The sequence below is a fragment of the Aneurinibacillus migulanus genome (assembly GCF_001274715.1).
Taxonomy (GTDB): Bacteria; Bacillota; Bacilli; order Aneurinibacillales; family Aneurinibacillaceae; genus Aneurinibacillus; species Aneurinibacillus migulanus.
Genome location: NZ_LGUG01000004.1, coordinates 2464007 through 2486930, shown reverse-complemented (window position 1 = coordinate 2486930; position 22924 = coordinate 2464007). Strand labels below are relative to the sequence as shown.

Below are 22924 nucleotides of genomic sequence, written 5' to 3'. Positions count from 1 at the left end.
CCCTCCTATTCCGAGAAAATCGTCGGGTCGCCTGCCCTCTCAGTCAGCTTGCCGTCTTCTGTAATTCCCATATGTTCCAGCCATGCCGCAAACTTAGGTGCCGGCTTCCGATCAAGTGTTTGACGCAGCGTGGCAATGTCGTGATAGCTCATTGATTGGTAATTCAGCATACAATCATCACCCATCGGTGCGGCGATAATGAAGTTAACACCAGCGGCCGTCAGCAATACGCCGAGTTCCTCTATATCATTTTGGTCGGCGCGAATATGGTTCGTATAACAAATATCCACTCCCATCGAAATACCATGCATCTTACCCATGAAATGATCTTCAAGCCCGGCACGGATAACCTGTTTATTGTCATACAGATATTCAGGTCCGATGAAACCGACGACCGTATTGAGAATATACGGGTCAAACTTGCGGGCGAAACCATAGTTGCGAGCTTCGAGCGTCATCTGGTCGATTCCATGATGCGCTTCTGCCGATAGCTCCGAGCCCTGTCCGGTTTCAAAATACAGACGCTGTGGTCCATGGCTTGTGCCTTTTTCCATAATCATCTGCTGTGCTTCCTCCAGAAGCGATACACTAATGCCGAATGAACGGTTAGCAGCCTCTGTTCCCGCGATGCTCTGGAAAATCATCGCTGCCGGCGCTCCTTGTTCAATTGCTTTCATCTGGGTAGTTACATGTGCCAGCACACAGTTTTGTGTTGGAATGTTCCAACCTTCAATGAAATCGTGCGTTGCATGCAGTAAACGCTTTACGCTTTCTACCGAATCATCGACCGGATTAATACCGATTACCGCGTCGCCTACTCCATAGGACAGCCCTTCTTTCATAGAAGCGAGCATCCCATCTACATTGTCAGTCGGATGGTTTGGCTGCAGCCGTGATGCAAGGGTTCCTTTCTGCCCAATAGCGATATTGCATCGGGAAATGATTTCGACTTTATTAGCTGCATGAATCAGATCAAGATTAGACATCAGCTTACCTGTGGCGGCAATCATTTCGCTCGTCAAGCCGCGGCTTAACCGTTTCAACTCACGGTCGCCTACGTGGTCATCAAGAATATATTCACGCAGCTTGGCTACCGTCCAACCTTTGATATCCGCAAAAATCGTATCGTTTACCTGTTCTTCGATAATGCGGGAGACTTCATCTTCCTCTGGCGGAAGAAGCGGATGGTTTCGAATATCCTCCAGCGTCAAGCCAGCCAGTACTTGTTTTGCAGCAATTCGTTCCTGTACCGTTTCTGCAGCCAATCCCGCGAGACGGTCCCCGGATTTTTCTTCATTCGCTTTGGCGAACAGTTCTTTTAGATCTTTAAATTCATATGTTTGGCCTTGCAGCATTGTTTTCAGCCTCATAGCCTCATCTCTACTCCTTCCTTTCTTACGAATGAAACGCGAGCGTTTTGACGACTACCGGTACTACGCCGCTATGCAGCATGCGACCGATATCAAGGTAATCTCCGTTCTCGACTCGAATCTGGTCGATGCAGAGAATGCCGCGCTCCCGCTGTATAACCTGAAGTGATTGACCGAGCACTTTGGCGATATCGTTCTCCGTAACGACGACAATCGGTTGACGCTGATCCGACTGACGACGCAACGCTTCATTCAACGAGGCAGCGATATGCTGTACATCATGAAACCTTAGATGGGGCATCTCGGACAGATACAGAGCGAAATTGCGCCCCTCCTGTCCCGGATCATACAGTTCAAGTGCCTGTTCTACCGCCCGGAAGATTTTATCTTGCAGGCCTTCCGTTTCGTGCCCGAACGAAATTCGGTGTACAGGCAGATTTTTAAGCGGCAACACTTCACGTTCAACCTGAATGGTGGCCCCGCTTATTTCCGTGGTCTGCGTGCCAGCTCCCAGCACGGTCGCCCTTACGGTTTCAAGCGGGTGAACCCACCTCCAGCGCGCGAGCCTCGGATGGGTGCGTAGCGTCTCGGCTAACTGCACACCCATATCATGATAGACAGATGCGTTCGTTCCGTCTGTATCGTTTGGCTCCAGGCGGTAGATGCATTCGCTTACGCCCCCGGAAAACATAATGTCCTCTACCGTTACGTCCCAATTCGGCGGATGACCTAGCAATAATGGCTCATCTTCCGCAGTTGCTTGTCCAGCGAGAATTCGGGCCAGCGTTTCTGCCATGGCATTCGCTACCCGTCCAATTATCGGAGAATCGGATGCATCACCTATCCTCAAATCCCATTTCTGCATCTCAAGCAGCGCCTGCACCGGACGGGATAACTTCACAATCCGCTTTTCCTCATATTCGATGAGTCTGCCGCCGATATGAAGCGTGCATGTTCCCTTGAACAATCCAGCTTGATACACAGCAATATTAGCGGTGCCGCCACCGATATCAATATTTGCAACCGTGCGACCTGTCCTTTTTGAATGTTCATATGCCCCCGAGCCTTTGGCTGCGATCATTCCCTCGAGATCAGGACCTGCCGTAGCGACGAGAAACTCTCCCGCTTCGTCGGATAATCGACGCACCATTTCCTCAGCATTTCGTTTTGTCGCCGTTTCACCGGTAATAATAACCGCTCCGGTCTGAATTTCGTTCTCACGTATACCAGCTTTCGAATATTCGTTGCGTACAAGCGCAAAGACAGCTGGCATGTCAATTTCATCTCCTTGCGAAAGCGGTGTACGGTAAATCGGACTTTTGTACAAAATTTCGGTATCAATGATTTCAATGCGCGGTACGTGGCTTGCACCCGCTGTATTCATTAACGAAAACCGGCTGATAACCAGTTTGGTCGTGCTCGTTCCAATATCGATGCCCGCGCTAATAATGTGTTCTATCCCACGATCCCTCCGGCGCATGTCCTGCCTCCTTTCCCCCGCGCAAAAAGGCGCCTTACACGATGAGTCAGTGTCTTTCATCGCATAAGGCGCCTTTGCCTCAGAATATTCTTTTTTGCGGTCGTACCATTTGCACGTTTATAGAACGGATTGTACATCTAATTTCCGGTTATGCAGAATATAAGCGGCGACTTCATCCATCGTCTTGCGTGTATTCATACAATAGGTACGCATCGTTTGGTAGGCGCGCTCTTCGTTGATCTGGTACACATCCATAAGAATGCCTTTTGCCCGTTCTATCCGTTTGCGGCTCTCCATCTTTTTCTCCATCTCTTTCAGGCTTCCCATCAATGATTTGACGCGTCGCGCCTGTCCGATGGCGACTTCTACCGCCGGCATTAAATCTCTTTCAGTAATCGGTTTAACAAGATAGCCGAAGATGAACGCTTCTCTCGCCTCCGCGATTAATTCTTCCTCCGTATATGCGGTCAAGAGAATGGTTGGAATATCAAAGGAACGATTAATAATTCTCGCCGCTTTTACCCCGTTCATTTTTGGCATTTTCACGTCCATTACGATTAAATCCGGAACATGTTGGGCGGCCAATTCAATAGCGGCTTCTCCATTGTTTGCTTCCGCTACGACATCATAACCAGCCTCCTGCAGCATTTCTTTGATATCCATGCGCAGAATAGACTCGTCATCGACCACCATGATTCTGCCTTTATTCATGCGCTCATTCCCCCTGTTCCGCCGGAAAAGAAACGCTGGCTCGCGTTCCTCCGTCCGCATTCTGCGTAATATTGAATGCTCCTTCCAAGTCGAAGTGCGTCAAATTCCGAACGATTTCAAGGCCTAGCTGGTCCGTAGCGGACTGTGCTTCAAAGCCTTTTCCATTATCATCCACACACAGTCGAATTTCATCTCCTGTAAGGCGGAACTCAATACAGATAACGCCTGACGGCCTGCCGATAAAGCCATGCTTTAAACAGTTCTGCACCAGCTCGGTCAGGATAAGAGCAAGCGACACTGCCTGCTTAGACTGCAGGGCAATCTCCTCGATTTCCATCACGATGTCGACTTTGCATTCTTCAGACGACATATTATACACCAACATGCGTGCCACTTTCTCGATAACCTGATTCATGGCGACACGCTCAATACCGTTATAGGACAGGACTTCATGAACGGTTGCAATGCTGACAATCCGGTTTAAGCACTCCTGGTAAAGCCCCTTTGCTTCATCCGGAACACCTCGTCTCATCTGTAGACGTAAAAGCCCCGCAACCGTCTGCAAATTGTTCTTAACCCGGTGGTGAATCTCCTGGATGACCGCTGATTTAACCATTAACTGGCGCTCCTTGTCTCTTAAATCGGTAATATCCTGCAAATATACGAGCAGGCGCCGCTTCTTATCTTTCTGCTGCAGGCAAACGCTGCGTAAAATATATACCGCTCCCTGATTATGGACTTCGCGCTGGAGCACTCCATCGTGTAAATAATCGTCTTCTTCGATGAACGGAAATATTTCGTTTACTTTTACGTTTAGACAGTTCTCCCGGGTTCGCTCGCTGTGCGATTCCATCAATCCAATAGCCGAGTTGTTCGCATATAAAATCGATCCGTCTTCATGTAGAAGGAGCAGTGCTTCTTCGATAACATCCGGGATGGATTGCTCTTTTGCAATCAAATCCCAGAAGGTACGGCTGAACTCCTGGGTCGTCTCCGATAAGAGGGCTAATTCTTTTTCATGTTTGACTTGAAGCGTAATGTCCTGCTCTAGAATCAACATGCCAATCGTCTGTTGTTTATCGTTCTTTATAGGTACGACATTCTGTTTGACATGGTGTCCTTCCTGTGTAACCGCTCTGTTCATCAGTGCCGGCTTTCCGGTTCGATAAGTGCGGAATACACCAGGCTCGTACGATTCGAACACTTCTTTTCCCACCACGGTTTCTTTATATATTGAGTGCGTCGTCGTGGGAGACGCTTCCGCTACCACAATGACGGCTTTCCTATCCTTCATCGGACAATCGATGAACATATTAGCCTGTGATACATCCGCCATCGTCTGTAGCATTTCGCTTTTGTTTACGATAATTTGAATATCTTCCTCGGTAAGTGAAGTGTATTGTTGGCATAGATGCCTGATATGTCGGGTGTCTAGCACATCGTTCATGAGAAAGACTCCTTTTAACAAAAAAGGCTCCTTCAACATGCACACTTCCCCATTGTTGATAGGCGCCTTTGCCTGTTTGATATTCATTTTATTATCATTATCATACTAAAAAATATAAACCGTGTAAAGGTTTACATATCCGAAATATTTGTTGATTCTAAATTCAAGCAATACTCTCTCATCTGCAGGCGTGAGTTGCACGCTACGAGCGAACGGATTTCATCCAGACCTTGCTTCTCGTAGGCGGATACATATACGATAGGGCCATCCGGCATCGCTTTCCTTATCTGCTTTGCTGCACGAACTCGATCAGCATTCGGTGCATCGATTTTAGTCACCACGCCGATGGATAGCTTCGGTATGCCGGAAGCGAATCCGGGAGGGAAGATCGTTTTCGACTTGGTTGCATCCTGAACAAACAATACGTGTGTCACTTCAAGCGCCGTAGCCATGATATTTTTGTAGAATAACGGATTTTCCGTATACTCTCCCGGCGTATCTACAATCCAATCATAATAGAGGAGCGATTGCGTTTTTATTGCCGGCACATCGCGACCAAGCAGCGCGTTCGTCAGCGTAGACTTGCCGGCGCCAATCGCTCCGATAAGCATCGCACGATGTTGCTTTGCCTTCGCCATAAAATATCTCTCCTTCCGTCACGATTTGGTAATGCGTGAAGGTGTATAGCCGAGATTGCGCTCAAGAAATTCATTAATTTGCTGCATCGCCGTCTCTACTTCAGATACACTACCCACCAATACGAGGCTTCCGGTAAACCGGTCGAGAAATCCAATGGTTACATGGGCGGCTTTGGTCGCCAAATCACCGGCGATAATCACCGTTTCGCTCGGCGTTAATGTCAAAATGCCAATCGCTCCGCCATATGGAATACCGAGCTTCTCGAACATGTCTTCATCTGGATTGGCAATGAGGTGGCTTAACGTAATCTGCTTTCCCGGTACAAACTCCTGGATAAACCGCTTTTTTTCTTCCGTCATGCATCTTCCTCCAATCGAACGCAGAAAAGCCCCCGTCAAATAAGACAGGGGCTTCGTTGCCGCGCAATTTTTTATGCTAGTATATCACAGATGTGAACGATATGCATGCAGATCTTTGTTTTTCTATTGTTCAAATACCAGTCCGGTAATCTTCGACTGCCTCCAGGACGCGACTTTAACCGTGACAATTGCCTGGCCAGAATGCTCTTCCAATTCTCTACCCGTATTCTCTTCTACATAGTAACGTTCAAATCCGTAGAGTAGATTAAGGTGCTCCGAATCTCCTGCGCCACGGACGCGTGCCTGGAGAACGGTTTCCCCATCCTTTGTCTGTGGCTTTACAGGATAGACAGCCACGGCGCTATCATACGCTCCGTCCTTGTGCAATATAACATAGACTGTTTGCCCTTCTTCTGGCTGTTCTTCGCCTTTCCACACCGACCATGGAAGCGCACTAATTTCATAGGAAAGCCTAACATAATCTCCATAGAACAAATCACGGGGGTCCACAGGTGCCGTTTTTAACCGAATTTCCTTACCAACTGCATCCACCGCATAGTATGAGGCGGCCATTCCACCAAGAAACAATACCTGCACCAACACCAAGACGGCAAACAGGAAAGGGGCCCTTCTCTTCATACCTGGCCACCTCCTTTATCCTCATCATGCAGCAGCTTGCGTCGCTGTCGCTGCAAGAAGGCATTTAGTGCAAACAATAGCAGACCGCCTACAAGGAAAAACAGTGATTTCGGAAGAAAGTCCCAGGCAACCTGAATATATCCGATAAACGTGCTAAACAAAAACAGCAGCGTTCCTGCATTAACCTTGTTGCTCCAATCTTCTCGGTATCCTATCCATAACAAATAGCCTGAGAAAACGAACAATATAAGCAAATACATAACATCGCCGCCCGCTCCCCAATAAAAGAATGGAAGGAAAACCGTCCACTCCACAAGTGTTAATGCCTCGCCATGCCGACGCTTGCCCAGATAGGAAAGTACAAACGCGCCTGCAAATAAAATGAAAAACACAATCGCAAGCGGTACTTTTTCATTTCCCATCTCGCCGAGAAAGAAAATAAAGAACACATTAAGGAAAAACGCAGATATAAGCGCTCCTAACTGACCCGCAATCCGGGCCGGACGATCGGAGAGCCAATCCAGCATCGTGTATAAGATGGATGCTATGAGTACCAGCCACCCCACCGCCTGATTTTCTACAATCAAATAGAGCAGGCCATGCAGCAAAATGCTTGGTGTAAGCGTTGTGAAAATGATGCGTTGCCTGTTCTGCAGGGCATATCCGCCAGCCCCTGCAAGCAATAGAACGAGCAGCAGCCAACTGAATTGTTGAAAAGAAATCGCGCTGTATAACTGGCCGGCGTTCAGAATGGCCAGAACAAGAAAATACAGTAGCCTTCCCCGGTATAGCCAGACTAATATGATAGCAGGCAACGACCAAATAATAAATGCGCGCGCATCATACGCAACCAAGTGGAACATTTGACCCGTCAGGAAAATACCCGCGCCAAACGTAATCACACCAAGCGCAAGCAACGATATCCCGAGGACTTTAGCACCGCGCTTCTCATTACGGTAGCCAAACCCATAAAAACCGCTCATCGTGATGATGATAAGCAGCAAACGGAAAAGCTGCGGAATGGCTGACCAGTTGGATGCAACAAATGTTAAGATACCGGCGCCTATCAAAAGCGCACCGAAAATCGGCAATCTTTCGCTTATGCTTCTTTTATATGGATATAGCTCGACGATTTGTCGGCGCTGCTCCTCTGTGATAATCCCCCGCTCAACCCAATGGCGACTCTCCTCTTCCACCCACTTTCGCGACATATATTCACCCCTGTTTTAATTTTTCAAGCTTTGCAAACGGATTTTTTGGCTTTATTGGTTTCATTTTATGCTTGCGCCCACATGTTTCGCACAAAAATCCGGCTATACTTTCTGCCTCATCCTTTTTGTCGGATGCCTCGCTGCGATAAATCGCATAGACAAGCTCCACTACTGGCTTACCGCAAGCCATGCATCGTTCCTCTTGCTTATTCAAGCATGTCACTCCTTACTGTTTTCTTTTATTTTCCTCTTTCTCAAAGATAACACAAGAAAAAGAGAGGCAGGAACACATCCTCACCCCTCTTACAAAAACGGTTATATACTCACATTTGTTGCCCACTCTTCCACATTCCAGACACGGGTTACCCAATCTTCATAAAAATCCGGTTCATGGCACACGAGCAAAACGGTCCCTTTGTATTCTTTTAGCGCCCGCTTCAACTCTTCCTTCGCAACAACATCAAGATGGTTCGTCGGCTCATCGAATAAAAGCCAGTTGCTCTCGTCCATCAGTAACTTGCACAGACGTACTTTCGCCTGCTCACCACCGCTCAGCATATTAAGCGGCCGGTTAATATGCTCATTCTTTAGTCCACAGCGCGCCAATGCACCGCGCACTTCATGCTGATTCATGCTCGGAAACGCGTTCCATACATCATCAAGCGCTGTTACGTTCCCGGCCTTTACTTCCTGCTCAAAGTACGCCGGATGCAGGAAATCGCCCTGATATACAGAACCGTCATACGGTTTTATTCTTCCAAGAATGGTCTTCAGCAGCGTGGATTTCCCAACACCGTTACAGCCGACGATGGCAATTTTCTCGCCCCGTTCCACTATCATGTCCATCTTAGGCAACAGTGGGCGGTCGTAGCCGATAACGAGGTTTTGCGCCTCGAATACCGTTTTGCCACTAGCCCGTGATTCCTTAAACGTAAACGTCGGCTTAGGTGCAGTCTCCGGACGGTCAATCCGATCCAGCTTCTCCAATTGCTTCTGCCGGCTGCGGGCACGGCCGCTTGTTGAGTAGCGTGCCTTGTTACGCTGAATGAAATCTTCTGTTTTCTTAATATAGTCCTGCTGGCGCTCGTATGCACTAATATGCTGTTGCTTATTCATGTCAGCCATATCGAGAAATTTCTCATACGTTGCGCTGTAGCGAGTCAGTTTTGAGAATTCGAGGTGATAAATAACGCTGACTACATCGTTCATGAACTCCGTATCATGCGAAATCAAAATAAAAGCAAACGGATATTCCTTCAGGTATGTCTTCAACCAATCAATATGTTCAACATCAAGATAGTTGGTCGGCTCATCGAGCAGCAATACCATCGGTTTTTCAAGTAACAGCTTCGCGAGTAGAACTTTTGTCCGTTGTCCGCCGCTCAGTGCCGACACATCGCGGTCAAGGCCGATTGCGTCAAGCCCCAGACCGTTCGCCATCTCTTCTACTTTAACATCGATGAGATAAAACCCGCTTGCATCGAGCTGCTCCTGAATATCACCCATCTCTTCTAGCAGCTTCTCCAACTCTTCCGGCGTCGCATCCGCCATCTTCTCGGAAATGACCATTAGTTCTTTTTCCAGCTCGAACAGCGGCAAAAACGCGTCTTTGAGTATATCACGTATCGTCTTACCCGGTGTCAGCACCGTATGCTGGTCAAGATATCCATAACGGACGCGCGGCGTCCACTCTACTTTTCCAGAATCACGAATTAATTGTCCTGTCAGTATATTCATTAATGTAGACTTGCCTACGCCGTTCGCGCCGACCAATCCGACGTGTTCGCCTGGAAGCAAACGAAATGAAACGTTCTTAAACAATGTACGATCGCCAAACGTATGGCTTAAATCTTCAACGGTTAACAAGCTCATGAAATAACTAAATCCCCCTAATCAAGATGCATATCAGTAGCGTTTGATTGCCTGGCTTTCCTTTTCCATCATACCTGATTAACGGGAAGAAATGAATCAGTTGCTTATGGAAAAAAGAAGTTTTTCCATCTGTTCTTCCGGAACGGGGCGGCTAAGCAAGTATCCCTGTACCTCGTCACATGCATGCTCGCGCAAGTAGCTTAACTGTTCTTCCGTCTCTACGCCTTCGGCTACCACTCTCAGGTTAAGCTTTTTGGCCATATCGATCACCGTACGCAAAATCACACCGTCCGCTTCGGAAATCGTTACGTTCTCCAGAAATGACCTGTCAATCTTCAACGTATCGAACGGGAATTTCTTCAAATAATGAAGTGCCGAATATCCTGTACCAAAGTCATCGATAGCAATGCGAACGCCAAGTTTTTTTAATTGTTGCATGACATCGAGCGCAACTTCCGCCTCTTCCACGAATACACTCTCCGTCAATTCTACTTCTAACCATCCAGGATGTAGGCCTGTCTTTCGCAAGATATCCATCACCATTTGTACACAATCTGGCTCTTTAAAATGTAAGTACGATAGGTTGACTGAAACGGAAGCATGGATTTCTCCCACCTCTTGCCATTGCTTCACCTGAGCGCATGCCGCTTCCAGCACCCAACGGTCAATCTCAAGAATCAAGCCTGTCTTTTCGGCTAGGCTGATGAATGTACTCGGAAACATAATCCCGTTCTCTGGATGCAGCCAACGGACGAGCGCCTCCATCCCCACTAGTTTGTTGCTTCCAACTTCATAGCGCGGCTGGTAATGTAGAAACAGCTCGTTACGTTGAACTGCATTGCGAAGTTCGCTGCGCAGCACCCATTGTTCCCCGATACGCGTCATCTCCTGAGAATAAAAACAATAGCAGTTACCGCCCCGCTCTTTCGCCCGGTACATAGCCGTTTCCGCTTTCTTCAGAATTTCTTCTGGTTCGCTTCCATCTATCGGATATGCGCTCATGCCTACGCTAGCCGTCATATGGATGGCCGTATCGCTCGTTTGGATCGGAGATGTAATAAGCGAGATAATTTCGGTTGCTTTCGCCTTGGCCTCCTCTTGCGTAATGCCTCTGAGCACCGCCGCGAAGTTATCTTTACTTAGACGGGCCAGCATCGTTCGCTCATCGAACACCTGGGAAAGTTTCTTCGCAACATGAGCGAGTACAGCTTCGCTTGGCGTCCGTCCGATGGCAGCATGCATCATTTTAAACTTATCAATATCAATAATCATCAACGTAAACAAACGTCCGCTCCCATGTTCACCACTCACTGCTTGCTGTAAGCTTTCGTCAAACGCAAGCTGATTGGGCAGACCGGTCAGCGCGTCATATTTCTTCATGCGCTCAATTTGCCGCTTTGCCTGCCTACACAAGGTCAAATCCAGCGAGCAGCCGATGAGCTCCCTCTCGCCGCTCTCATCTTCCGATAGCATGAGGGAAACGTAATATACTTCCTGTTCCCACATAAGCTCGTGGATAACAGGCTCTCCCCTCCAGGCCTTCTCGTATTGCACCTGCAGATATCCAGCAAATTGCGGTGCAAACAACTCCTGCGGCGTCTTCCCTCTTACCGCTTCGGTCGTCAGCCCTTGCCGCTTCGCTACCCTACCTTCAAACATCGTGTAAACGAATGTTGCCTCTGCTTCTGTTTCGCAACGCACTTTGTATACAACATTGTGCAGCTTCTCTAACAGACTCTGGTATTTCTGTTCCGTTTGCCGTAGCGAAGTTATACTTTCGTCTTGCATGGGCTTTTCCACCTCTATCTTTTTGATTGCGGACCGCACCAATCATAGTTCTATAGTCATGATCTATTTTATAAAAAATTGAAAAAAATGTCTATATTTTATAACTCGCCATTAGCAGGCACAGGAAACATCGAAAATAAAAAAGCTCTTATGCCCAGATGATGAACCTAAGCTAAGAGCGAAAAAGTTTATAATATCACGCCTGTTTATTATCCATAGATTGGAAGAAATAAGATGCACGCGTCGACGTGTTCCCTCGTCTTTTTCTCGCAAGGAAGAGATACGCCGCTTTGTGACGCCAAGGCCGGACCGGCAAAACATATGGGTGTATCAAGGCAGGAGACAGTTGCCGGTCGATTTCGTCCTTGGCGCCACACGCTCCACACTAGAAAAACAAAGGGAACGCACGCCGTACGCGTCATTCTTTTCTATCCATCTATGGATACCAAGGGTGTTGATTGTTTTGAGAGGAAAATACCACCACAACTGGACACAAACAAGGCTTTTCGTCTCCCTTCCCGAGCGGTTGCCCCAGCCAGGCGAAAAAGGACCGCAACTGTCTCCCTCTTCGCGTCTACCCAGATGTTTTGCGATCTCACCTGGATGGGGCAAAAAGCGTCCCGCTACGCTTCCGTGCGGAGACGAACCGACGCCCGTTTGGGGCACGGTGTGGTGGCTACCCATTCCGAATAGTGCAGGATAATCAACACCCTTGTTATAATATGTCTAACAATCGCTTCGCCGCGGCGACGCCTGAGAGCGCAGCGGTCTCAATTCGCGCGTGCTGCGCATCATCCTCCGGGGCGATAAACGAATCCCCCGCAAGCAAAGCGGGTGACTGCAAGCCCAAATCAGCAAAACGTGCCGGATACATCGTTTCCGCCAACGAGAATCGCCAGCGCTTCAGCTGCGCTTCTATAATATTGGCACTGCCCTGCCATACCTGGGCCTCCTGCAGCAATTGGCCAAGCACCTCATCATCTGGTTGATTAAAATGATCACGCGACCATTGGCCACAAGCATAGATCGTGAGTGCAGGCTGCGAAGAAATGCCTTTTTGGTAGTTATCCACGACCAACTGTACTGGGTTAGTCGAATTTTTCGCACGCACATAGCCTGGCGCTGGTACTGCGGATACTCCATCCAGCTTCAGTAGCGCCGCCAGACAAGGAAGGTAGCGGACTGCTGCCAGCTTGCGCTCCTGTTCTTCTGCCAGATGGTTCCCCCCTTGTCTAAGCAGATACAAAGCCTGAGGCGGCGGAGCAGTTATAAGTACCGCACGTGCCCGGATGTTTGCCTTATTACCGGGATCATACACTTCTTCCGGCAATACTTCGTCATACGTCTGTGCCACATATTCCTGCTCTTCCGAGACCCAGTGAAGCAGCCAGCCATTCTGCTCTGGCTCGATGCTTGTCACACGGACACGCACACAAATATCCAGCGGCTCCGCCAGATGCCGGGTGAGCCGATTCATGCCGCCTTCTGCACGGTACCTCGCGTGGGGTTCGCCGAACCATTCCGTTATCCAGCCTTGTGCCTTCCACTCCTTTACGTACGCTGCAAATTCAGGCGTACGCACAGTGAAATACTGCGCGCCATGATCGAACGTCGCCCTGCCGCTTTCCCTGGTAGCCATCCGGCCTCCGCCGCTGCGCCCTTTGTCCAATATAACCACCTCTTCGCCCGCTTCCACCAGCGTACGGGCCGCCATTAAACCGCTTATGCCGCCGCCGATAACCACGATTGGATGTTTCGGAACTCCTGGCATCCTATCCCTCTTTCCTTCTCCAAGCTATCTCGGTATTTTTCTCTATTATACAAAGAGACAAGAAAGGGGAAAACAAAAGTCTGACGAAAAAATCGACAAAACCCGAACTTAGTTCGTAATAAAACGCGTGTACCCTTTTCTGTGCAGCGTTTTAAAAAACTGGGCCGCTTCCGCACGGGTGAGCGGCTCATCCGGCGCGTATGAAGCATAGGTTGCATTGCCCGGCGTACGCCCGGTGACAATTTCTTTTTTCAGCAGCCATTCTACCGCCTGTTTCTCACTATAATCGTAGCCTAACGCTTTCGTTACCGTACGGGCGACCAATCCACGACGAATGGGCCGATCCTTATACGAGCCTCCCTGAAAGGGGATATGCAGGTCAACGGCAGTCGTATAATAGGAAGACGCCCAATGCTCACCCCGCAAATTCCCGGTCGGAACACTTTTCATATTAAAAAAATAATGCATATACATGACAAGAAACTCAGCCTCGCTGACCATGCGGGAAGGTTGGAACGTACCGTCCTCATATCCTCCGACGATCCCTTCTTCCGCAGCCCATTCTATGCTTGCGTATGCCCAATGTGCAGCCGACATGTCCCTAAAATGAGCGGCGGATACAGGGACACAAGACACGGCCAGCACCCCGACCATCCATAATGCGACCAACCTTCTCTTCCGCTTTGTCTCCTTCAAGGCATTCCCTCCTATTTCCTGTCCGGAAAAGCAAACGATGGCTTCCCGTTTTTATCGTCCCATATTATATAGGCGTCAAACGCTTTATCGCCTTTTTTGAATCCTTTAATGAGGTCAGTTTTCCCCTCTTTCAACAACTTCTTAGCGTTCGTCTGTGAAATGGTTTTGCCGAGAATCTTTTTAGAGAAGGTAAAACTGCACTTGGTTTTTGAATAATTTGTACAACCGTAAAATGTACCCTTGTCTACGACATCACCGCCGCACAGCTTGCAGACACCTACTTTGGCCGGAGCTTTGCTTTTTCCTTTACGACTGGGAGCGTTCGCTTTCACTTCGTCCATATCAATATTATCAAATGTCCAGCTCTTTGCTTGTTCCACAGCATCTTGAATGATTTTGACAGCCAGCTTCTTGGCTTGTTCCATGAAATCCTTGGCCGAAGCTTCGCCCTGGCCTATTTCGCTGAGCCGTTGCTCCCAACGCGCCGTCATCTCTGGCGAAGCGAGGATTTTTTCACCAATCGCCGCGATGAGAAGCATGCCCTTGGGTGTCGCGTAGACCTGGTTTTTCTTAACCTCAATATAGCGCCGGTCCTTAAGCATCGTAATGATGCCGGCCCGGGTCGCTTCCGTACCGAGTCCTTCGGTTTTCGCCAATACTTTTTCCAGCTCCTGGTCTTCTAAATGCTTGCCAGCCGTCTTCATCAGCGTAATTAATTGGCCTTCCGTATACCGCTTAGGCGGCTGGGTCTTACTTTCCTTTACCGCTATGCGTTCCACCATGCCCTTCTCTCCCTCTGTAAGCGGTGGAAGCAGCGGTTCTTCCTCCTCCTTCTCTCCTTCGCCAAACAGCACCTTACGCCAGCCTTCACGTATCTGCTGGCGACCTTTCGATAGAAATTCCGCACGATTATCCACGAAGGTCAGCACGGTCGTATAGTCGAAAATGGCTGACTCATAATGTGCAGCCAGAAGGCGACGCACGATTAGATCGTATATTTTCCTTTCGTCATCCGACAGCTTATCCAATGCGGGAACCTGCTCGGTCGGAATAATCGCATAGTGATCGGTCACTTTCTTCTCATTGACATAGCGCTTATTCGTAAGCACCGAATGAACCGGAAGCGGAAAGAACGGCGCATATTCCGGCTTACTTCCCAGCTTTTCCAGAATTTCCGGAAAGGTGCGTGCCTCTCCTTCTGTAACGAAACTTGAATCCGAGCGCGGATATGAAATGTATCCTTTAACATATAATTGCTGGGCGACATCCAGCGTCTTCTTCGGCGGAAATTTATACGCTTTATTTGCGGTCGCCTGTAGCCCCGATAGATTAAATAAATACGGAGGCTGAAATTCTTTGCGTTCTGTCTGTGCATCTTTTATTTCCGCAGGCTTATTCCGGCAGAAGGCTGCGATTGCTTCCGCCATTTTCGGATCGTTCAACCTGGATTCGCCGTCTTTCTGCCACTTTCCTTGATACTGTTTGCCATCCATCTGGAATTCGGCAAGCACTTCCCAGAACGGCTCGGATGTAAAATCTGCAATCTCCCGCTCCCGCTTCACAACGAGTGCCAACGTAGGCGTCTGAACCCGCCCAGCGGAAAAGACATCGTTGACACCATGCTGCTTCATTAACAGTGAATAGACACGGGACGCATTCATGCCGACCACCCAGTCGGCGCATGCTCGGCTGTATGCTTCGTAATACAGATTTCGCGTATCAGCTTCATCGCGCAGTTGCGCGAATCCCTGGCGTACCGCTTTCTCCGTCAACGAAGAAATCCAAAGCCGCTTCATCGGCTTCTTCGTTCCAGTTTGCTGGATAATCGTCCGCACAATGAGTTCACCTTCTCGGCCCGCATCACCCGCATGAATGATTTCATTTACATCAGCACGCTGTAACAGCTTTTTTATTATTTGGAACTGCTGTGCCTTCGCTTTCATTACTTTGTATTTAAATTGTTCGGGAATGATAGGAAGGTTGTCCAAGCTCCACTTCTTCCAGGCTGAATTATATTCCTCTGGAGCCACCAGCTCGCATATGTGACCGACCGCCCACGTAATGAGGGCACCATCCTGAAATGTCTCGTTTGGTGAGATTTCAATGTATCCCTGTTGTTTCTTCGAGCGGAACGGAGCAGCTAATTTCGTTCCCTGGTCAGGCTTTTCTGCAATAATAACTTTCATTTTTCTTCTCCTTACACTCTATAGACCGCATCTTGTTCAATTTACTATTCTACTTCATATCTCATATATTTACACGCATATATAAACAAAAAAAGCAGGCTATCTGCCCGCTCTTTCTAAACCTTCCTATCTCTCACAGCTTAATGGACTGTCCTATACCTGCCTCCTTGGCTTTACGATAAATCACATGGGCTACTTGCCGTATCAACATACATCACCGACGCTACCTTAAACAAAGCCTGTGGGAACTCTCATATCTCTGGCCGAAATGAGCCCACGCCTACAATAAGCTTTCCTTGATATAACCCCGGCTTCTCTGGAAGTACAGGGTCGGCAGACGTTGTTGCCGTAATAATCATGTCAGCCTGCTGCACTGCTTCTTCGGCATTGATTGCTATATGAAATTTAACTGCATGCTTCTTGCCTCCTATCGTATGGAGTTCTATTCCAGCTTACTGCAAATCAATTATTGTCGATTTGCGCACGCTGCAACTTCCCGCTGTAATCTACATATACGCTGCGCCATTCGGTATATACATCCAGACTTGCTACCCCGGAATCACGATGACCGTTCCCTGTGCCCTTCGTTCCGCCGAACGGCAGGTGAATTTCAGCTCCGGTAGTGCCGGCATTCACGTACACGATGCCAGTATCGAAATCGCGCATCGCCTGGAACACCCGATTAACATCCCGGGTGAAAATCGAGCTGGAGAGGCCGAATTTAACGCTGTTATTCACCTCGATCGCCTCCTCTAAACTCTTCACCGGAATCAATGCCGTAACGGGTCCGAAAATTTCTTCCTGAGCGATGCGCATATCAGCGGTTACGTCTGTAAACAGCGTAGGCGCATAATAATGCCCCCCGCTTATGCCGTCTGTTTCCCCCAGTATTCTGCCACCACACAACAGACGTGCTCCTTCGTGCACTCCAATACGTACATATTCGTCGATTCTCTCGAGCGCCGAGCGATTAATGACCGGGCCTACATCGACCGATTCATCCAATCCGTTCCCAATACGAAGCTTAGCGATACGCTCCACCAGCTTCTCTTCCAATTGTTCCTTTACTGACTTATGGACGATAATGCGGCTGCATGCAGTGCAACGCTGACCGCTTGTACCGTACGCACTCCATAAAATACCGTCCACAGCTAGATCGATATCCGCGTCTTCAAGCACGGTGATAGCGTTTTTCCCTCCCATCTCCAGCGATGTACGCTTCAGCATCCGGCCTGCTTTCTCATTAATCACGGCTCCGACTTCGTTCGAGCCGGTAAATGAGATGATATCAATGTCCGGGTGCCCAACCATCGCTTCTCCTACCTCGCCCCCGGAACCGTATACGAGATTTATAAGTCCTTTCGGCAGCCCTGCCTCTTCGTAGATGCGCACGAATTCATACGCCATAAACGGCGTCTCATTCGCCGGCTTCCAGATAACTGCATTACCGGTAACGAGAGCGGGCAACGATTTCCAACTAGCAATGGCAATCGGAAAATTCCACGGCGTAATCAAACCGGCCACCCCCACAGGCACACGGATGCTCATGGCGAACTTATTCGGCATCTCAGCTTGTGTCGTGTCACCAAACATACGGCGTCCTTCCCCCGCCATATAATACGCCATATCGATGGCTTCCTGCACTTCGCCTCTCGCTTCTGCGATTACCTTGCCCATCTCCGACGTTAGTACCTGTGCCAAATGCTCTTTTCGCTCTTTTAGCAGCCGCCCTACTTCATATAAAATCTCGGCGCGCTCTGGAGCCGGTACCAGCCGCCAGGATTTCTGTGCCGCTCTGGCTGCCTGCACGGCTTCTTCCACATCTGCGGCCGTCGACTGGGTTACTTCACCCAGCACTTCCCCCGTCGCCGGATTGATATTTTCGATAAAAGCACCTGTCGAAGAAGGCTTCCACTCTCCGTTAATATAATTTAAATACCTATTTTCAGTCAGACCTGCTGTTTCATTGTAATAGTGGATGGAAGGTTTCATGTTATCTTCTCCTTTGTCCTCATTTTTTCTTCATTGATTGGCGAATACGAGCGCTTCGTTCTCTATCAGACGATTGCATCCTCGATAATCAGCTGATTTTCTTTAAATCGCTCCACGCGAAGTGGCGTCAAATCCAGTGTCTGGTAGGCACCGGTCCGTATCAGCTCCGACATGCCGACCCCAACGGCTGGTGCTTGCTGCATGCCGTGTCCGCTAAAGCCGAAGGCCACATAATATCCTCCCATATCAGGATGCTTGCCAAGAATAGCATTATGATCTTTCGTATTGAAATCGTATAATCCTGCCCATCCCCGTTCCACCTTGGCCTGCTCAAATTTTGGAACCCGATAAGCGATAATCGGCCAGATTTCCTCTACGAAATTCGAACGCTGCCACTGAAAGCGGTATCCCGGTTCCGTTTCCGGCGAGTATCCTGCGATAAACTTCTCTCCTTCATGCCGGAAGTATACACCCGTTGGATCAATCGTAAGCGGTAAGTACTGTTGTAGCGAATCTCCTATATCAAACTGAAAAATCTGGCGAGGCAATGGAACGACCGGCAAAGGCAATCCCGCCTTTTCACTTAGTGCCGGTGCCCAAGCCCCCGCACAATTCACAACCACTGGGGCCTCGTATCTCTTTCCATTCACCAGGCGGACGCCTGTGACTCGTCCACGTGCCGTCATTATTTCATCTACATTCTCGTAGACGTATTCTGCACCCAGCTTTTTGGCGTAACGAATATAGCCTTGCATAACCGAATACGGATCCAGGTATCCATCTTCAGCACAATACAGCCCTCCCGCCAAATCTTCTACGTTCAATTCAGGAATGATACGAGTAAGCTCATGTGCCTCTAGCAACTGAGAAGGTACGCCATATTTATGCTGAATTCTCGTATGCGCCTCAAGACGTGGCATTATCTTGTCTGTACCGAGAAAAAGATAGCCCCGTTGCTTAAAATCAATTTCTGCCTTTTCACCATCTACGCTCATTGTCTCCGCAAATGTCTGATAGAATTGTAGGCTGAACCGGCTTAATTGAATATTAATATCTGTGGTGAATAACTGCCGGATGCCTCCTGCACTACGTGGCGTTGAGGCATATTCATACACCCTATCCTTCTCGAACACCATAACTTTCCCTTCGTACCCGTCACGAAGCAAATTGTACGCAATGCTTGAGCCAATAACACCTCCTCCGACAATAATCACATCCGCTTTTTCTCCCATATTTTCACCGCCTTTTTTAATATCGTTTGCTTAGTTCTATTACACATTTTTATCTAAATTTTAAATATAGTAAAAATAAACAAAATTATTGTGCTATTTTGTGAATTTTTATGGTATTTTTGTGGAAATATATTATCTTTCCACTCAAGCACGCTATTTATAGAAGGAAAGGAGCGGGTACAACGCATGGTATTAAAGCATATTGCTCAACACGTAGCAGAAAACACAACCGAAATTCTGGGCCATCCGATTAGTATTACTGACGACAAAGGCTATATCATCGGCGCGACCGATCGTTCACGCCTAGGCACATTTCATCAAGCATCACTGGACGTACTCAGACAGAATCGTATGGTCTCATATGACGCTAATCAGACCAGGCACTTGTCCAATGTGCTGCCCGGTGTTGCTTCTCCCATCATCTTTAATAATAAGCCGATCGGCGTGCTTGGTGTCGTCGGCGATCCGTTGGAGGTTAAGAAATACGTTCAACTCGTTAAAAGTCACGTAGAGATGATGTATCAAGAATCCTTCAAACAAGAACTTGTTGTTCTGGAGTCGAAAACGCTGGATATGCTTGTACAGTATGTACTGCACTTCGACAATGAAGATGAGGCAGAGCATGTTATGAAGTATGGGGAAATGCTAGGCTACCGTCTGGATATTCACCGGGTTTGCCTGTTGATTACAATAGACGGGCTTAAGACACAGCTTTCCAGACAGCAAGAAGAGCAGGACGCGTTTTCACTTCCGCATGCGCAGCAGGAGCTGCTCGATTACGCACAGCGAATCTTCTACAATCATGCACAGGATATCGTCAGCCCATTAAACCTGGAACAAATCCTTGTGCTAAAAGCTGTGGAACCGTGTATCACCGAAAAAGAACTGCACACCTGCACTACAGATCAGTTAGAAAGATTCAATCAGTACCTGAAGCGTCGGCACAAGTTAGATGCTTCGGTTGCCATCGGTGATATTCAACAAGGTGTGGAAGGGATTGCTGAATCGTATCGCAACGCGGTAAAAACGCTCACCGCCGGGAGAAAGCTCGATACACCTCTAAGAATTTATGACTATAATGACTGGCGTATTACATTGGAACTGCTCTCCCGGGAAATTCCTTCTTTCATCCAGGACAAGCTGTTCTCCATGCTGGACCGGTTTCTTACATACGATAACTTCGATACACTGGCTCATACCTTTCTTACGTATTGCGCGTGTGGGCTGAATATGAGCGAAACGGCACGTATGCTGTTTATTCACCGCAATACGCTCGTTTATCGGCTTGATAAGATAGGCGAACTTACCTCGCTTGATGTCACTTCTTTTGAACACTGTCTACTTCTGTATATAGCCGTTAAAAACCGCACACAACTGTCGGCTCCATAATGAAAAATCATGCTCCGAATACTCTTCGGGGCTTATCTTTTGCTATTTTTTACAGATTGTGAATGAAAATGAAAGAAAAACTTTGTGCAACTTTCACATGGTTAGCAGAATAATTAGAATGTTTTAATAAATTAAAATAATACTTTTACTGTTGAAAGGGGTGAAAACAATGAAGCATATTGAGTTCCTATTTAGAAGAAAAACTATGTTTTCCTCGCACCATCTGTACGGTAGATTCCCATACAATGGGCGAACCAACACGCATTGTCATTGGAGGAACTCCCTCTCTGCACGGCAATACAGAATATACCTAAAAACTTTGTACAATCGCCTAAAATGTCAAGTTTATCAGTCAGAGAAAAACACATGATTTATCCCCCTCTCAAATTTAGAAAAATATTATTTCTGGTTTTATGAAATCTCTTATAACCCTTGTAAATACAAGATTTACAATCCTCTTAACAATTGAAGATAGTTATGTTTGTAAGCCACTAACTCAAACCGAAACTAAAGCCCACATGAGAAGCTTAAAGCATGGAAGATGAAGTTACTATGGGAGGGAAACCATGGAAAAAAGAACACAACTTCAGAAACAATTAAAAACCAGACATGTTACGATGATTACCATTGGTGGGATCATCGGTGCTGGTATTTTTGTGGGGAGTGGGGCTGTCATTTATTCCACTGGACCAGCTGCTGTTATTAGCTATCTTCTAGCTGGTGTATTAGCCATGTTTGTAGCACGTATGCTTGGTGAAATGGCTACTGCTAACCCACATGCTGGTTCCTTTTCAGAACATGTCCGATTGGCGTTAGGAAATTGGGGCGGGTTCGCAGTTGGATGGTTGTACTGGTACTTCTGGGTTATTGCCGTCGCAGCCGAAGCTGTAGGAGCAGCAGGTATTTTACATTATTGGTTACCTGATATTCCAGTTTGGATAATAAGCTTGGGCTTGTTGGTCATCTTAACGGCTACCAATATCTTTTCCGTACGATCCTTTGGTGAGATTGAATTCTGGTTCGCGTCTATTAAGGTGACGGCTATCATCTTATTTTTGATTTTAGGGTTGGCCTATGTATTAGGATTATGGCCTGACAAAATGCTTAGTTTTGAAAATTTAACCACTCATGGTGGATTTGCGCCACACGGTATTGCCTCTATCTTTCAAGGGATTGTACCCGTTATGTTTGCAGTTATTGGTACGGAAATCGTCACGATTACCGCAGCAGAGTCAGAGAAACCTAAAGAAGCCATTGCGAAGGCAATTAAATCTGTTATTTGGAGAATTTTACTTTTTTATGTCGGTTCCATATTTATTATCACTTGCGTTTTACCTTGGAATAATGCAGAAATTATGAGCAGTCCTTATGTAAACGTTCTCAAGATCCTTGGCATTCCTGGCGCAGACCAAATTATGAACATCGTGGTGCTGACTGCCCTGCTTTCCTGCCTAAATTCAGGATTATATATTTCTTCGAGAATGTTGTTTGGATTGGCTAATAGAGGAGATGCCCCTCGTCTGTTTCTCTCTCTTAATCGAAACGGTGTACCCGTTAAGGCCATTCTCTTTGGAACCGTTTTTGGTTATCTGGCGATCATTGCAGCCTATTTTTCGCCTGATCTAGTATTCAAGTTTCTCATTACCTCAAGTGGGGCTGTAGTATTGTTCGTCTACTTGTTGATCGCTATTGCACAGCTTCGTATGCGTGCCCGTTTGGAAAAAGAAAAGTCGGAGCTACAGGTACGAATGTGGGCGTATCCTTATTTGACTTATTTGACCATTCTAAGTATTGTAGCGGTACTCGTTTTGATGGCTACCAACTCAGAAATGGTCTCCCAATTAATAATGAGTTTGGTTTCTCTTGTAATTGTATTAATTATATACGGAATACGGCATCAAAAATATTCAAAGTCAGAGGTGAAACCTTCTAATACCAATGAGTTATTAGAAAAAATCGAAATGTAAGGAGGAAAGAACAACATGATACTTGAGCAGGAACAAATACCCACATGAACATCTGTAATTTCTGGAAGAACTTTTCTTTGTCTTCCTGCAGACAGGACATGTCTAACTTGTGTAGGATTCATCCACTCCGTGGAGCTGAATGCCTTTCTGTTCTAATTTATACAGGAGATGTTTC

19 protein-coding genes are annotated in these 22924 nt (G+C 47.5%); 3 read left to right on the top strand and 16 right to left on the bottom strand.

Going from position 1 to position 22924, the window contains the following annotated elements:
• Positions 1-5: 5 nt before the first annotated feature.
• The 11 genes from AF333_RS13800 to AF333_RS13750 form a co-directional block, all read right to left on the bottom strand.
• Positions 6-1370, bottom strand: coding sequence for an ethanolamine ammonia-lyase subunit EutB (locus tag AF333_RS13800; protein WP_043064075.1), 1365 nt, complete (start codon positions 1368-1370; stop codon positions 6-8).
• Positions 1371-1395: 25 nt separating this feature from the next.
• Positions 1396-2850, bottom strand: a complete 1455-nt coding sequence (locus tag AF333_RS13795) for an ethanolamine ammonia-lyase reactivating factor EutA (protein WP_043064074.1) — start codon at positions 2848-2850, stop codon at positions 1396-1398.
• A gap of 117 nt (positions 2851-2967) precedes the next feature.
• Positions 2968-3561: an ANTAR domain-containing response regulator gene (locus AF333_RS13790; RefSeq protein ID WP_043064073.1), complete on the bottom strand. Its 594-nt coding sequence runs from the start codon at positions 3559-3561 to the stop codon at positions 2968-2970.
• Between the two features lie 4 nt (positions 3562-3565).
• Positions 3566-5008: a sensor histidine kinase gene (locus AF333_RS13785; protein WP_043064269.1), complete on the bottom strand. Its 1443-nt coding sequence runs from the start codon at positions 5006-5008 to the stop codon at positions 3566-3568.
• 131 nt (positions 5009-5139) lie between these two features.
• Positions 5140-5646 carry a EutP/PduV family microcompartment system protein gene (locus tag AF333_RS13780; protein WP_043064072.1) on the bottom strand — a complete coding sequence of 169 codons (507 nt, stop codon included), beginning with the start codon at positions 5644-5646 and terminating at the stop codon, positions 5140-5142.
• Between the two features lie 18 nt (positions 5647-5664).
• Positions 5665-6006: an ethanolamine utilization microcompartment protein EutS gene (gene eutS / locus AF333_RS13775; protein WP_043064071.1), complete on the bottom strand. Its 342-nt coding sequence runs from the start codon at positions 6004-6006 to the stop codon at positions 5665-5667.
• Positions 6007-6129: 123 nt separating this feature from the next.
• Complete coding sequence (locus AF333_RS13770; RefSeq protein WP_043064070.1) at positions 6130-6645, bottom strand: GDYXXLXY domain-containing protein; 516 nt, start codon at positions 6643-6645, stop codon at positions 6130-6132.
• Positions 6642-7856 (bottom strand): DUF2157 domain-containing protein, encoded by a 1215-nt coding sequence (locus AF333_RS13765; RefSeq protein WP_043064069.1) that lies wholly within the window; start codon positions 7854-7856, stop codon positions 6642-6644. Before AF333_RS13765 ends, AF333_RS13770 begins: the two co-directional genes overlap by 4 nt.
• 4 nt (positions 7857-7860) lie before the next feature.
• Complete coding sequence (locus tag AF333_RS13760) at positions 7861-8070, bottom strand: hypothetical protein (RefSeq protein WP_139188845.1); 210 nt, start codon at positions 8068-8070, stop codon at positions 7861-7863.
• Positions 8071-8171: 101 nt separating this feature from the next.
• Positions 8172-9728: an ABC-F family ATP-binding cassette domain-containing protein gene (locus tag AF333_RS13755; protein WP_043064067.1), complete on the bottom strand. Its 1557-nt coding sequence runs from the start codon at positions 9726-9728 to the stop codon at positions 8172-8174.
• Between the two features lie 96 nt (positions 9729-9824).
• Positions 9825-11516 (bottom strand): putative bifunctional diguanylate cyclase/phosphodiesterase, encoded by a 1692-nt coding sequence (locus AF333_RS13750; protein ID WP_052811721.1) that lies wholly within the window; start codon positions 11514-11516, stop codon positions 9825-9827.
• Positions 11517-11750: 234 nt separating this feature from the next.
• On the opposite strand from AF333_RS13750, the gene AF333_RS13745 reads away from it, so the two are divergent.
• Complete coding sequence (locus tag AF333_RS13745; RefSeq protein WP_043064066.1) at positions 11751-12209, top strand: hypothetical protein; 459 nt, start codon at positions 11751-11753, stop codon at positions 12207-12209.
• A gap of 22 nt (positions 12210-12231) precedes the next feature.
• On the opposite strand, the gene AF333_RS13740 is transcribed toward AF333_RS13745, so the two are convergent.
• From AF333_RS13740 to AF333_RS13720, 5 genes are all read right to left on the bottom strand, one after another.
• Positions 12232-13287, bottom strand: a complete 1056-nt coding sequence (locus tag AF333_RS13740; protein WP_043064065.1) for an NAD(P)/FAD-dependent oxidoreductase — start codon at positions 13285-13287, stop codon at positions 12232-12234.
• Between the two features lie 108 nt (positions 13288-13395).
• The gene (locus AF333_RS13735) at positions 13396-13983 is read right to left on the bottom strand and encodes an S-layer homology domain-containing protein (RefSeq protein ID WP_043064064.1); all 588 of its coding nucleotides are present in this window, start codon (positions 13981-13983) and stop codon (positions 13396-13398) included.
• Positions 13984-13994: 11 nt separating this feature from the next.
• Positions 13995-16169, bottom strand: coding sequence for a DNA topoisomerase III (locus AF333_RS13730; RefSeq protein WP_043064063.1), 2175 nt, complete (start codon positions 16167-16169; stop codon positions 13995-13997).
• A 462-nt stretch (positions 16170-16631) separates the two neighbouring features.
• Positions 16632-18161 (bottom strand): aldehyde dehydrogenase family protein, encoded by a 1530-nt coding sequence (locus AF333_RS13725; RefSeq protein ID WP_043064062.1) that lies wholly within the window; start codon positions 18159-18161, stop codon positions 16632-16634.
• Positions 18162-18226: 65 nt separating this feature from the next.
• Entirely contained in the window at positions 18227-19393 is a 1167-nt protein-coding gene (locus tag AF333_RS13720; RefSeq protein ID WP_043064061.1) for an NAD(P)/FAD-dependent oxidoreductase, read from the bottom strand.
• 186 nt (positions 19394-19579) lie between these two features.
• On the opposite strand from AF333_RS13720, the gene AF333_RS13715 reads away from it, so the two are divergent.
• Together AF333_RS13715 and AF333_RS13710 are read left to right on the top strand one after the other, a co-directional pair.
• Positions 19580-20782 (top strand): CdaR family transcriptional regulator, encoded by a 1203-nt coding sequence (locus tag AF333_RS13715; protein ID WP_043064060.1) that lies wholly within the window; start codon positions 19580-19582, stop codon positions 20780-20782.
• Positions 20783-21348: 566 nt separating this feature from the next.
• Positions 21349-22749, top strand: coding sequence for an amino acid permease (locus AF333_RS13710; protein ID WP_043064059.1), 1401 nt, complete (start codon positions 21349-21351; stop codon positions 22747-22749).
• Positions 22750-22924: the final 175 nt, after the last annotated feature.